This window comes from Deltaproteobacteria bacterium, from assembly GCA_019308995.1.
Taxonomy (GTDB): Bacteria; Desulfobacterota; Desulfarculia; order Adiutricales; family JAFDHD01; genus JAFDHD01.
The window spans coordinates 1-11,922 of sequence record JAFDHD010000099.1 but is presented as its reverse complement, the minus strand read 5'-3'; the positions used below and the strand labels follow the sequence as shown (position 1 = coordinate 11,922).

At 50.3% G+C, this 11,922-nt stretch carries 17 protein-coding genes and 1 pseudogene; 7 read left to right on the top strand and 11 right to left on the bottom strand.

Annotated features, from left to right (window positions below; genetic code table 11):
* The first annotated feature begins 889 nt into the window (after nucleotides 1–889).
* From JRI95_13630 to JRI95_13620, 3 genes are all read left to right on the top strand, one after another.
* The gene (locus JRI95_13630; GenBank protein MBW2062584.1) at nucleotides 890–2,263 is read left to right on the top strand and encodes a cytochrome c biogenesis protein ResB; all 1,374 of its coding nucleotides are present in this window, start codon (nucleotides 890–892) and stop codon (nucleotides 2,261–2,263) included.
* The gene (gene ccsB / locus JRI95_13625) at nucleotides 2,260–3,093 is read left to right on the top strand and encodes a c-type cytochrome biogenesis protein CcsB (protein MBW2062583.1); all 834 of its coding nucleotides are present in this window, start codon (nucleotides 2,260–2,262) and stop codon (nucleotides 3,091–3,093) included. The genes JRI95_13630 and ccsB overlap by 4 nt, the downstream gene beginning before the upstream one ends.
* A 163-nt stretch (nucleotides 3,094–3,256) precedes the next feature.
* On the top strand, nucleotides 3,257–4,096 hold the full coding sequence (locus tag JRI95_13620; GenBank protein ID MBW2062582.1) for a septal ring lytic transglycosylase RlpA family protein: 840 nt from the start codon (nucleotides 3,257–3,259) through the stop codon (nucleotides 4,094–4,096).
* Between the two features lie 43 nt (nucleotides 4,097–4,139).
* Here the strand turns inward: JRI95_13620 and JRI95_13615 are convergent, their stop codons facing one another.
* The 3 genes from JRI95_13615 to JRI95_13605 all read right to left on the bottom strand — a co-directional run bounded on the left by JRI95_13615 (nucleotide 4,140) and on the right by JRI95_13605 (nucleotide 5,979).
* Nucleotides 4,140–4,433, bottom strand: a complete 294-nt coding sequence (locus JRI95_13615; protein ID MBW2062581.1) for an integration host factor subunit alpha — start codon at nucleotides 4,431–4,433, stop codon at nucleotides 4,140–4,142.
* A gap of 323 nt (nucleotides 4,434–4,756) precedes the next feature.
* Entirely contained in the window at nucleotides 4,757–5,416 is a 660-nt protein-coding gene (gene tmk, locus JRI95_13610; GenBank protein MBW2062580.1) for a dTMP kinase, read from the bottom strand.
* Complete coding sequence (locus JRI95_13605; GenBank protein MBW2062579.1) at nucleotides 5,413–5,979, bottom strand: hypothetical protein; 567 nt, start codon at nucleotides 5,977–5,979, stop codon at nucleotides 5,413–5,415. The genes tmk and JRI95_13605 overlap by 4 nt, the downstream gene beginning before the upstream one ends.
* Between JRI95_13605 and JRI95_13600 the strand changes: the two genes are divergently transcribed.
* Complete coding sequence (locus JRI95_13600; GenBank protein MBW2062578.1) at nucleotides 5,978–6,121, top strand: hypothetical protein; 144 nt, start codon at nucleotides 5,978–5,980, stop codon at nucleotides 6,119–6,121. The two genes, JRI95_13605 and JRI95_13600, sit on opposite strands and share 2 nt — an antisense overlap.
* A gap of 43 nt (nucleotides 6,122–6,164) precedes the next feature.
* On the opposite strand, the gene JRI95_13595 is transcribed toward JRI95_13600, so the two are convergent.
* The 6 genes and pseudogenes from JRI95_13595 to JRI95_13570 form a co-directional block, all read right to left on the bottom strand.
* The gene (locus tag JRI95_13595) at nucleotides 6,165–6,953 is read right to left on the bottom strand and encodes a formylglycine-generating enzyme family protein (protein ID MBW2062577.1); all 789 of its coding nucleotides are present in this window, start codon (nucleotides 6,951–6,953) and stop codon (nucleotides 6,165–6,167) included.
* A gap of 75 nt (nucleotides 6,954–7,028) precedes the next feature.
* Complete coding sequence (locus tag JRI95_13590; protein MBW2062576.1) at nucleotides 7,029–7,442, bottom strand: HIT family protein; 414 nt, start codon at nucleotides 7,440–7,442, stop codon at nucleotides 7,029–7,031.
* A 31-nt stretch (nucleotides 7,443–7,473) separates the two neighbouring features.
* On the bottom strand, nucleotides 7,474–8,196 hold the full coding sequence (locus tag JRI95_13585) for a hypothetical protein (GenBank protein ID MBW2062575.1): 723 nt from the start codon (nucleotides 8,194–8,196) through the stop codon (nucleotides 7,474–7,476).
* Nucleotides 8,197–8,274: 78 nt separating this feature from the next.
* Nucleotides 8,275–8,490: a tetratricopeptide repeat protein gene (locus JRI95_13580; GenBank protein MBW2062574.1), complete on the bottom strand. Its 216-nt coding sequence runs from the start codon at nucleotides 8,488–8,490 to the stop codon at nucleotides 8,275–8,277.
* 33 nt (nucleotides 8,491–8,523) lie between these two features.
* Nucleotides 8,524–8,637 (bottom strand): annotated as a pseudogene (locus tag JRI95_13575) (tetratricopeptide repeat protein).
* Nucleotides 8,638–8,646: 9 nt separating this feature from the next.
* Nucleotides 8,647–9,327 carry a response regulator gene (locus tag JRI95_13570; GenBank protein MBW2062573.1) on the bottom strand — a complete coding sequence of 227 codons (681 nt, stop codon included), beginning with the start codon at nucleotides 9,325–9,327 and terminating at the stop codon, nucleotides 8,647–8,649.
* Nucleotides 9,328–9,599: 272 nt separating this feature from the next.
* Here JRI95_13570 and cobO point away from each other — a divergent pair, with 272 nt between their 5' ends.
* From cobO to JRI95_13555, 3 genes are all read left to right on the top strand, one after another.
* Nucleotides 9,600–10,127 carry a cob(I)yrinic acid a,c-diamide adenosyltransferase gene (cobO, locus tag JRI95_13565; GenBank protein MBW2062572.1) on the top strand — a complete coding sequence of 176 codons (528 nt, stop codon included), beginning with the start codon at nucleotides 9,600–9,602 and terminating at the stop codon, nucleotides 10,125–10,127.
* An 81-nt stretch (nucleotides 10,128–10,208) separates the two neighbouring features.
* On the top strand, nucleotides 10,209–10,541 hold the full coding sequence (locus JRI95_13560) for a hypothetical protein (GenBank protein ID MBW2062571.1): 333 nt from the start codon (nucleotides 10,209–10,211) through the stop codon (nucleotides 10,539–10,541).
* A gap of 191 nt (nucleotides 10,542–10,732) precedes the next feature.
* Nucleotides 10,733–10,930 carry a hypothetical protein gene (locus tag JRI95_13555; GenBank protein ID MBW2062570.1) on the top strand — a complete coding sequence of 66 codons (198 nt, stop codon included), beginning with the start codon at nucleotides 10,733–10,735 and terminating at the stop codon, nucleotides 10,928–10,930.
* On the opposite strand, the gene JRI95_13550 is transcribed toward JRI95_13555, so the two are convergent.
* Both JRI95_13550 and JRI95_13545 read right to left on the bottom strand, forming a co-directional pair.
* Nucleotides 10,921–11,631, bottom strand: a complete 711-nt coding sequence (locus JRI95_13550) for an asparaginase (protein ID MBW2062569.1) — start codon at nucleotides 11,629–11,631, stop codon at nucleotides 10,921–10,923. The genes JRI95_13555 and JRI95_13550 overlap by 10 nt on opposite strands.
* Nucleotides 11,534–11,896, bottom strand: a complete 363-nt coding sequence (locus JRI95_13545) for an asparaginase (protein MBW2062568.1) — start codon at nucleotides 11,894–11,896, stop codon at nucleotides 11,534–11,536. The genes JRI95_13550 and JRI95_13545 overlap by 98 nt, the downstream gene beginning before the upstream one ends.
* Between the last annotated feature and the right edge of the window lie 26 nt (nucleotides 11,897–11,922).

Below are 11,922 nucleotides of genomic sequence, written 5' to 3'. Positions count from 1 at the left end.
CACTAATGACTAGTCAGGTAATGTCTGATATTTTGTGTAATTTCAAATAGTTCTACTATCTTTCGCATTTCGATCCAAGGGGAACATGGGATACATATAAAATTGGTATAGATATCTCCTTAATTTTTTTTACAATCTTACTGGTTGGAGCGATTATCATGTTTTCCAAAATGAATTATTACATATTGAGTTATTCCCTACTTACAAAAGAAGGTAAAGTAATGCAAGTTAGGATTACTCCAGTAAGTGACAGAATGATCAAGGTAAGGGGTATTGACAAAAAATATACTGAGATTTTGACTATTGATGAATTCTTTATAGCTGTCGAAGGGAAACCGTCTATTTTCTCAGATGCTATATTTTTTGAGCCAAAATTCCCGTTATTAATTGTTTTTATGCTTTGTATGTTGTTACTATGTCTTTTGTTTCTGTGTTTACGGGTTTACTTTTATTCCAAAGGAAAGAGGAAGCTTCGAAAAATAAAGGGAATTGTTAGCTTTGGTGAGACCCTGGAGAATAGTCTCTAGCGGCTGACAAAAGAACACGATACATTGTCAACTTGCTGAGCCGACAATCCCGACTCAGGCAGGTTTTTTGTGCCCTGCGATTTCAGCCAAATTCTCACCGAGATTTTTCTGAAACCATCTGCGCGACTATAAAAATGGTTACAGCTAAATAATATATTTATGCCGATTTTTTTCTCATTTAACTCCTCCTGCCAGGTTGGATGCTTCCTGGCAACCATTTCCCTCTTTCCCCCTGGCAATTATACGCCTGAAATGTTATATAGAAATTTAAGCGGCCAGGAGCGACATTGCGACTTACAGATGCGATATAAATACTACCCCCTGGGTGGTAATTTTTTTGACCTTTATTCCAAGACCCTCGCATGGCAAATAGAAAAACGCCCACAGAACAGGTTATCAGCTTCTTTGCCTCAGTCAAACTGGCTCTGGTTCTTTTTATTACCCTGGCCGCCGCCTCTATCGCCGGAACGATCATCCCGCAGAATCTGTCATCCGGGGAGGCTATCCAGCGCTACGGCCCGCAGCTTACCTCTTTATTCTATTACCTTGACCTGTTCGATATGTATCATTCCTGGTGGTTTAATGTCCTGCTGGGCTTTTTGGCTCTGAATTTGATTGTCTGTTCCTTAAAGCGCTTCCCCAGGACCTTGAAGCTGGCCCGCTCGGTTTCCGGGAGGCGTATCAGCCCCGGTTTTTTAGAAAAACAACCCTTTGCCAGGCAGTTTCTGCGGCCCGGTTCACCGCGCGAGAACCTGGCTGAAATACAAAAAATAGTAGATCACCGGTTTGCCAGGCCTCGCGAAATTGCCACCACCTGGGGGATAGTACTCCTGTCACACAAAGGGGCATTTTCCCGGTTCGGGGTCTATGCGATTCATTCCAGTTTGCTTTTTATCCTGGCCGGTGCCTTGGTGGGGCAATACGGCGGATTTGATGCCTTTTTAAACCTGGCCGAGGGTGAAACGACCGATCAGGTTATCTTACAGAATTCCGGACGGATAACCCTGCCTTTTGATGTTCGTCTGGACCGATTCTTACTCAAGCGCTACCCTGGCGGCGCCCCGAGCGAGTATCGCTCAGACCTGACCTTCCTTGAAAACGGCCGGGAAGTTCGCAAGGCCTCGGTGCGGGTCAACCATCCTTTTACCTATCGAAAGGTAACATTTTATCAGCAGTTCTACGACTCGACCCCGGTTGAGGGCTGGGGTCTGCGCCTGACCAGACGCTCCGATAAAAAGGTCTTTGAGCTTCAGGTCGCGCTGAATCGCCCGAACATCTTGCCTGACGGGTCCGGGACGTTTCTGGTACTTGACTTTACCGAAAACCTGGTGCGTTCCGGACCGGCGGTCAAGCTTCTGGTTCGACCGAATGGGGCTCAGAATTACGCGGTCTGGGTCTTCAAGAACAGGCCCGACGGGCTGCCTTTGGAGCCGGGTCCTTTTTCCTTTCAACTACTCAATTACAAGCTCCGGTACTTTTCCGGGCTGCAAGCCAACAAGGACCCTGGAGTCTGGCTCATCTGGGTCGGCTGTGCCTTGTTGATGGCCGGCTGCCTGGTGACTTTCTTTTTTTCCCATCAAAAGTTATACCTGGGCCTGATCTCCGAAGGGACAGGCACCAGGATTATCATTGGCGGTTCAGCTCACCGCAACCAGGGTTCGTTCAAGATCAAATTCGAGCGGCTGGTGGACCAGTTGAATCCAAAATCCACAGAAGATAAGGCGCCAGGATTATGACCTTTGAAAGTTCACTACTCCTCAGTATTATCACCTTTGTTTACCTTGCCGCCGGGCTGGCTTATATCTGCCTTCTTATATTCAAGACGGAAGTTTTTGGATCGCTCGGGACCGTCATTACCTTGACCGCTCTTGCTGCTCACACCGGTGCTATCATCTGGCGGTGGGTGGAGTCCTATCAATTGGGGGTCGGCCACGCCCCTCTCTCCAACCTCTATGAATCATTAATTTTCTTTGCCTGGGCCATAACCTTTCTGTATGTGGTCATGGAAAGGATTTATAAAAACCGCATTATCGGGGCGTTTGTTATGCCTCTGGCCTTTCTTTCCATGGCATATGCCGGACTTCAGCCCAAGGAAATCCAGCCCCTGGTTCCGGCCCTGAAGTCCAACTGGCTCATAGCTCACGTGATAACCTGCTTTTTGGGGTACGCCGGTTTCGCTGTTTCAGCAGGGCTGGCCCTGATGTTTCTTTTTCCACGAGAAAAGGCGTTTCTGAGAAATCTCGTTAACCGCCTGCCTTTGCCTTCGGTCCTGGACGACCTCATTTACCAGAATATCGCCTTTGGCTTTATCCTGCTTACAGCAGGCATAATCACCGGGGCCATCTGGGCTCAATCAGCCTGGGGCGCTTACTGGTCGTGGGACCCCAAGGAAACCTGGTCCCTGATTACCTGGCTGATTTATGCTGCCGTGCTCCATGCCCGTATGGTCAGAGGATGGATGGGAAAGCGCATGGCCGTTTTGTCTCTGATCGGATTTCTCAGTGTGCTTTTCACCTACCTGGGAGTGAATCTCATCCTTTCCGGTCTGCATTCATACGCCACTTAAAAGACATGCCTCAGGATGCGTGAGGCATATTGAATAATTGGGCCAACTAGCCTCAAGACCAGGCTCTGCCAGGGTTATGGGCCGTCTCTAAAGGACCTCTGAAGTGGACAGGCTTTTAACAAGCTGATATTATTACGATGGCAAATTCCGACAGGAGGGTCATATGGGCTTGGGCCGGCAAAAGATCAACCTGGTCTATCTTATTCTGGGCGCCCTGGCGGCCGTTCTAATCGGCGCGTACCTGGCCGGTTGCGCCTCCATCCTTCCGGGCTCTCGCTCGACAGAAAAACCCAAGCCGCCCAAAGCCACAACCCGGCTTCCGGCTGAGACACCCGCCAGGAAATCCTACCCTCTATCAGGCCAGTCTTACACCCTCAAAGGTCAGCGCTATTGGATTCTGGCCTCCGCCCAAAGCTACGTCGAGAAAGGCGTCGCTTCCTGGTATGGCCGAAAATTTCACGGCAAGAAAACAGCCAGCGGTGAACGCTACAATATGTATGATATGACGGCCGCTCATAAAACCCTGCCTCTAGGTACCTGGGTTAAAGTAACCAATCTATCGAATTTTCAAGATGTGACTGTGAAGATCAACGACCGGGGTCCGTTTGTTAAAGGCCGGATCATTGATCTGAGTTATATTGCGGCGAGGCTGGTTGGGCTGGTTGGAAAAGGAACAGCCTGGGTGCGCGTGGAAGCCCTGGGGGTCCCTGAAGAAAGGAAGGTTGACGGAGAGATGATCTCTGTCCTTGTCCAGCCCAGGAGCTACACCGAAGGCCGGTTCACGGTTCAGGTTGGCTCTTTTCGGGAAAAGGGCAATGCAGAGGCCTTACAGGCCAGATTGAAGAAGCGCTACGATAACGTTCGCATAGAAATCTTTGAGTTTAGCAATACCACCTTCTACCGCGTCCGGGTCTCTGAAAAAAGGACGATCGGCCAGGCCATGGATCTGCAGGCCCGGCTGGAGAAAGAAGGATTTGAAGGCTGCTTTGTGGTAGCCCGCTAGGCTAAATGAATAGATTGACCTTGTCAGGGTTTGGGGGCGGAGATCACTCGTCCGCAAGGCCGTTAATCTTGCGACGCAGCACCCCGGAAGTCTTGAAAACAACGACCTTACGAGCTCGAAGCTGAAGGTCCTGGTTAGTCTGCGGGTTGCGTCCGCGGCGTGGTCTTTTGTGTTTGACCACGAACTTGCCAAAGCCGCTAATGAGGATATTTTCTTCCTGAGCCAGGGTGCTCTTGATGATTTCAAGGAGGTTTTCCACGACCTCGCGGGACCGACTTTTACTCAGACCAGTCTTCTCGTAGACCTGGGTGATTATCTTCTCCTTCGTGACGGCCATAGACCCGGCTCCTTTCCCATAAATCCCCACTATAACCTGGGGGGCTGGAGTTACATATATGCCTTATATGCCTTATAAAAAGGACCCTGTCAATATTTTTTTATTCAATACAGAGTTTTGAGACGAAGATATTTGCAATAACCCCCTGAGGGCTAAGCCGACTTTCTTACGCTTGCCGCTCCTTTTCCATGCTTGAACTTACGCGCTTTGATCATCGTCGCCTTGTTTTTCCTGAACCGATATCAGCATAAACAATCGCTTCAGGAAACCGGCTGAGCCCTTTCTAGGTCAGGGATTCCCCAATAAGGGTCTCCGGGCGCCTTTCATCCCACCCGGATCAGTCGCCTGGTTAAAAGAGGTTCCACCTTGTCCCAGACCTGTCGGGCTGTGGTTTCGATGTTTAATCTCCCGTCCAACCTGACAATATTTGAGTCCTGAAGGGTTTCATAGGCCTTCTTGACAGCGGTCAGTAAACCCAGCTGCTCATAGCCCTTGTTCGCCTGCTCCTTTCTGTTGGCGGTGATTCTTTGGCGGCTGAGCTCGGGAGAGATATCAAGAAGAATAACCAAGTCAGGCACAGGAAACTTGGCGTTTTTCGCACGAATCTCTTCCGGGTCCAGTCCCAGAGCGGATTGATAAGCAATAGTGCTGTAAAAATACCTGTCCGCGATAACAACGCTCCTCCGGTCCAGGGCAGGCCTGATATTCTCCCGGACGTCTTCCTCCCGGTCGAAGATAAAATAATTCAGCTCCTCTTCCAAGGAGATTTTATTCCGGCCATGACGGGCGATGTCTTTTATCTTTTGACCCCACGGCCCTGAGGTGGGCTCTTTGACATAAACGGCTTCAAGGCCTTGCTTTTCTATATGTTCTTTCAATATAAAGGCCTGGGTCGTCTTGCCAGCGCCGTCAATGCCTTCAAAGACGACAAAGACTCCTTGTTCGAGGCCTTGATGACTGCTGCGCACCCGGGGGCCTGTCATTTCTTTTCAAAAACCTTACTTAAGGTCGCCTCTTTATCGGAATACTCGTCATGAATCGTAATTTGAAGTTTGTACTTTCCTGGAGGCAGCTCTCTGAAATTAAAGGTAAAAAACATCGGATATTCGGTGTGAAGGGAGCGAGACTCCACCTGGTACTGAGCAAAATTCTTCTGACTCCCCAACAGCTTGTCTTTTGCGTCCAGGACGGCAAAATCAGCGTATAACCTGAAACGGTAAAAAGGCCCAACCTTTTTTATGGTAAAGCCCACCGGTTCGAGGTAAATCAGGATGGGTTCAGCCGGATTAAAGACGTCACTCTCACGTGGCTCGTACATGCCATACCCATCCGGGGGCTCGATTATCCAGGTCACATTGTTGAGCGTCAGTGGGGCTTTGTTCCAGGTTCCTTGCAGGGCCTGTCGCAATTCAACGATTGTCCGGGTATAGTCGCCGTTGTGATAGCTGTAATTGGCCTGCTGAATGGCAATTGAGGGGTCGGCCGCTAAGGCAGTTCCCGCCAGACCAAAACAGAAGGCCAGCCAGATTATGAGTATTTTAGGCATGATAGGTCCTTCCTCCTCGAAGAGACATTATTTACGGCTCAAGAAATCAGCCGCGGCTTCACCCATGGCCCGGGCCTGTGACAGTACTTCCGACCTGTTCAGTATTTCTCCTGACTGGTCAACTCCTCGGGCCAGAACCTGACCGCCAAAGTCCAGGGTGAATGGTCAGCCTGGAGGTCAAATATTTAACTTACGGCCAGACGGAATCCAATGTCGTGGTCCCGGTGGACAGGGAGGTGCCAGTCCCGGAAACCACAGCGCAGGAAGTAAGGATCGCTGTTCCAGCTTCCGCCGCGCACGACTCTAACTCCAGAGGCTTCCAGGTCCTCCCGCCCGTCATCGGCCCGATAAGGATAACCTTTTTCCAGGGAGTTTGTCCATTCCCATACCAGTCCGTGCATATCGAACAACTTGAATTTATTGGCTTTCTTCTGGGCGACAGGCCGCGGGTAAAATCCGGCGTTGGCGCCATACCAGGCGTAGTGATCCAGGCGAGCCCGCCGTCCTTCAAAGCAGTATTCCCCCGGGGACCCGGCCCGGCAAGCATATTCCCACTCGGCTTCACTAGGCAGGCGATGAGCGTTTGTGTTCATCATCTCGTTAAGCCGCTCGATGAACTCCTGAGCTTCATACCAGTGCACCGTCTCTATCGGGAAATCATGCCCGCCTTTATAACTGGCCTGATTGCGCTTCATGACCAGCTCCCACTGTCCCTGGGTGACGGGTGTACGGCCTATATAAAAAGATCTGATCCGGACCAGGTGTTGGGGAGCTGAGTCATAACGGGTGTAATTGTCTTGTTTTTCCTGTTCTCGAACAGCGGCCTCGACCGCCTCCAGATCGGCTGGATCGTCTACCAGGGAATCGGTGCCCATGATAAAATCCCCACCCGGGATAAGGATAAACTCCATACCTATCTTATTGACAAGCTTTTTTTTAAGCGGCCTTTCTTCGGCCTTTGGCTGTTCGGACATTACCTTGATCTTAATATTTGCAGAGGCATCTCAAGTTATCCGAATCAAACGGTCAACCTGCCTCCGGGGAATTAGTTATAATCCCTTTTTAATCTCCTCGGCCGCAGCCTTGATATCTTCCATGTCGCCTTGTCCTGCTTCCCAGCTACCCATGTCGAGCCTGTCATCGTCCCAGCGCGGGAGACAATGGATGTGAAAGTGAGGAATCAGCTGCGAGGCGGCCCGGCCGTTGGCCTGCCAGATGTAAACGCCATCCGCTTTCAAACCCGTTTTCACGGCCCTGGCCAGACGCTGGGCCGCGGAAATGAGGTCACGCAGAAGATCTTCAGGTATGGTGAAGATATCCTGGTGATGAGCCTTTGGGATGAGAAGGCAATGCCCGCGCGCCAAAGGGTTAATGTCCATGAAGGCCAGGAATTGATCATCCTCGTAAACATCGGTCGAGGGTATTTCATGAGCGACGATCTTGCAAAAAATACAATCTTCCATGAAGACCTCCAAAAATAAAGACTTTTTATGGCTAGCGCAAGGCCGGGCGAATGACCTCTCTGTATTTCTGGAATATATGATAAAGAAAGTTCATGGTCTGCTTCTTGGCTTCCTTTGGCAAAGGCAGCTCAGGCCAGGAATGAACTCCTTCCATGTCAGGACTAACAGGCTGAATAACCATTTTCTCATGAAGCGAATGGATCTCGGCTGGAGTGAAGTTATCGCCCAGAAACCTTTTTTTTATAATTGTTTCCACGTCCAGGCTTTTTAAGAACCCGATGATACTCATAATATCGTAGTTTTGTTCAAAGGTCCTAATGTCCCGGTTTATCTCGTCAGACAGAGCCTTAAGATTGTCCGCGGCCTCCTGGCCTTTACAGACAAGCCCTCGAAATTCGTTATAGGTCTTAATAATAAGATCGAGGTAACGGCCGCGGTCTGTAAGCCCTTTCGGCCTCAAGCCGGCCGGGCATGCTGGAGGTTGACCCGTGATCTCACCCGCACTGAGCCAGGGAAAGGGCGGATGTTGAAAGCCGATTAAGGAAAAAAACTTCCCAAGATTATCCGGGGTGAGCAGCAGGCAGCCCAGATAACCTAGCGCCTCTCCAGCCGCTGTTTCAACCTCACGGTAGGCAGCCAGTTCTTCTGAAAACTCGTTCTTCTCCTCCTCAAGAATCAATCGCTCTCTAAGGTAATTCTGAACGACCTCTTCTTTGATCTGGTAGTTTAGGTAAGCCAGATAGCCGTCCTGCATGCTTCTCACCCTGAGCGGCTGTATGATTCCTGCACAGGAAAATCATATTAGGTCAAAGGTTTAATGAAAACCATCATATCAAGATCTATTTATCTTCTCTAATAATTCCGCGGCTTCTGTAAAGTCGGGGTTAAGCTCCAGGGCTTTTATTAAAAGCGGCCGTGCGGCCTCCCTGTTGCCCATCTGGGAGTAAACCTGACCGGTATTGAAATACAGGTGCTCATCGTCATCCGTGGCCGCAAGAGCCTGTTCAAAAAACCTGAGAGACTCATCTAATTTCCCCTGGCGCCGCAAACTTATGCCCAAGCGGTTGAAGATATGGGTCTGGTAGGGGTCAATGGCCAGGGATCTTTTAAAGGCCTTTTCCGCCTCCTGAGGCTCGTTAGTTTCAAGCAGGGCCTCGCCTAGTTTAAACTGGCGCTGAGCGTTAAGGGGACTGATGTCCGCGCTCTATTTGAAGTATCCGGCGGCATCCTCATGCTTGCCTTTTTTCATGTTCAGACTGCCTAAGGCATCCAGCGAATCCACATGAAGTTCGCTCACCCTGAGCGCTTCATGGTAACTGGACTCCGCCTCCTCAATTTGCTTAAGTTTTTCATGGGCGCCGCCGATTTTATAGTGCATCAAGGCCATGAAACTTTTTGTCGCTTCTATAACCTCTTTGTATTTCAGCAAGGCCCCTTCCACATCTCCGGATTCAAGCAGACGGTCAGCTTCCTTGGAAGTGAGGTATCCTGGATCCGGTCTGAAGCGGCTCCTAAAAATGGTATTAACCTTATTAGCCAGAATCTGGTGAGAAAACGGCTTGAGCAAGTAGGCGTCAACATGCAGCTCAGCGGCCCTGGCAATGTAGTCCTGGTGCACCTCCGAGGAAATAAGAAGAAACAGGGTTTCCTTGAGGCGCTTGTCCTTCCTGATGGCAGCCAAAAGCTCCAACCCGCTCATATCGGGCAGCTCGTAGTCAGCCACAACTAGATCAACAGGCGCCTCCCTGATTTTAACCCAGGCAGACTTCCCATTTTCCGTGATAGTGAAATTTTCATAGCCTTCAAGCCTCAGATAGTTCCGGATGATGTTTCTTAATTCAAGATTGGGATTGGCAATCATTATTTTTAATCTGTTTTTTTCCATGGTTCTCGACCCGTTTGATACAACTTGCCAGATCGGCAGCTAAATACTCATGAAATTAAATACTGATATTAGCTCACTGTATTATAGCTTTGCAAGTGCTTTGCGTTTGATTCCGATTTAAAGCTCAAATTACCGCTGCCTGAACCTTTGAAAAATCTAAAAAGACATGCAAAACGTTTTAGGCTTGACATGGCTTTAGCCAACGGTTTAAAGACATGACTGACCCTAAGCAGCTTGAGTTTTAGTCACCATAACCCTGGAGGAAACCCTTAATGCTGGCAAAAGGTTACATTCAGGTCTATACCGGCGATGGTAAAGGGAAGACCACCGCCGCCCTAGGTCAGGCATTCCGATCCATAGGCCGGGGCTTAAAGGTCTTTATCGTCCAGTTTATGAAAGCGCCGGATTCAGCGGGTGAACATTTCTCTGCTCAGGCCTTCAAAGAAAAGCTGACGATAAAGCCCATGGGTCGGCCAGGTTTTATTCACCCTCACAGGCTGAAGCCGGAAGACCGCATGAAGGCGCAGGCCGCCTTGGAAGAGGCTCGGGCCGCCATGTTAAGCCAGGAGTATGACGTGGTCGTTCTGGATGAAGTCAATATAGCTGTTTATTTTTCCCTTCTCGAGGTCCAGGAGCTGGTGAAATTGTTAGACGAGAAACCGCCTCAGGTTGAACTGATCCTCACCGGGCGCAACGCTCATCCAGACATCATTGCCAAAGCGGATCTTGTCTCTGAGGTTAAAGAGATCAAACATTACTACCAGCAGGGAATTAAAGCCCGAGAAGGCATCGAATCTTAAATCAATTTTATCTTGACATGAAAAAATGATCATCTATGATTATTTAATCATGTCTTATTTACAATTGACGGGAAGCTGTTTATGGCTGAACAAATTACATCCTGGCTGTTCACAAAACAGGAATCCTTTCCAGAAGAAAAGCGTAAGAAAATAGACCCGCGCTACCGGGATCCGAACTACCCTGAATTCGTTTGCCAACGCAAGAAACCTGATGCTTATAGATTCAAACCAGAAGGCAAACTGGCGCGCTTCTTCAGGGGCCGCCTGGAGCGAAAAACCATTTTTATTACAGGAATTATAACTTTATTGATCCTTTTACTCCTCTTCTCCATCTGTTTTTTCTCTCTCAGTCAGACCACTGTCAGAGGCCTTCATGTCATTAAAAGATCGCTCAACCCGATCCTTGGCTTGTAGTTGAGAAAGCCATCCTCCCTGCCAAACCTTTTTTAGCGTCTCAATGTCAAAATTTTGGCAGTTCCACCCAGCGGTCTCCAAAGGGATAACTCCTTCAATATTCTGTTTTTATTAGATTCTTAATAAAAATTCTAACTGGCACGGAATTTGATCTACCAAGTCAGGTATTATAACCTGGAAGGAGAAAAGGAATGGTTGATTCTATAGCCAGACAATCCCATCCAGGTCAGGCCCTGTATGCAGATGAGCTTAACCGGCTGGCCTGGCGGGAGAAGATGCTGACTCAGATGCTGGACAAGGTGCGAGCCGCCTCGACCGAGGTTAATAAAGTCCAGATCGCCGCTCCTGCCCATCCGGTTAAAGGCAGCCTCCTGGACGTTTACGCCTGATAATTCAAGTCAAAGATTGCCTCAATATATCCCACATCCTGCCCTTTGTGATTCTTGATAACCGGGCGATGAAACGCAGCCAGCCTGGCGGTATCCTCCCGGCTTAACTGGCCCAATTGAAGCAAGACCTCGACCACGGCCGCGTTCACAGCCCGGGCGTGGCCGTCCTCGATGCCCAGCGCCACACCCAGGCCGGAGTCAGGGAGCGCCAAGGCATAGCTCCCTTCAGCCCCGGTTTTAGCCAGAAACCGCCCGCGCCCGACGCGCATGACCTCAGTGCAAATCCGATCGTCCCCGGCCATCATCTCCGGATGGTCCAGGGCGGCTTTCATGAGCCGGGCCATAGGCTCCGGTTGAGAACCGGCTGCGGCTTCGGCCAGCCGCGCAAAGGCCAGAGCCAGGTTTTTAAACGGAAGGGCAAAGACAGGCACCCCGCAGCCGTCAATGCCCTGCCCGATTTTTTCAGTCGGCACGCCGGTCAGCTCCGCGACCTTGCTCAGGATCAGCTTCTGGACCGGGTGGTGGCCTTCGGTATAGTCCTCAATAGGCCAGCCATGATGCACGCATAAAACCAGCATGGCCGCATGCTTGCCCGCGCAATTATTATGAAGCTCCGTGGGTCCGGTGAACCCCGCAGTCCAGAGCCGTGGGTTTGAGGCCGATCTTGTCCAGGATGGAACGCACCGCCGCGACCTGAAAATCCTGGCCGTTTAATGATCCGCACATGACGGCCATTTCAGCCGGGGTCAGGCCGAACCGGTCAGCCGCCCCGGTTTCAATGACCGGCAGGGCCTGGAGCGGCTTGGCGGCCGAACGCAGGAAAACCATCTCCTCCGGGTCGCCCAGGGCTGCGATCTGACGGCCTGAGGCCTCAACCACTAGGATCGAGCCGCGGTGCAGGCTCTCGGTCAACCCGCCGCGGGTAACACGAACCAGGGGCGGGGGTGCGCTGGATATGGAATTCATTTCTGTGCCTCCTTAATAAACTCATG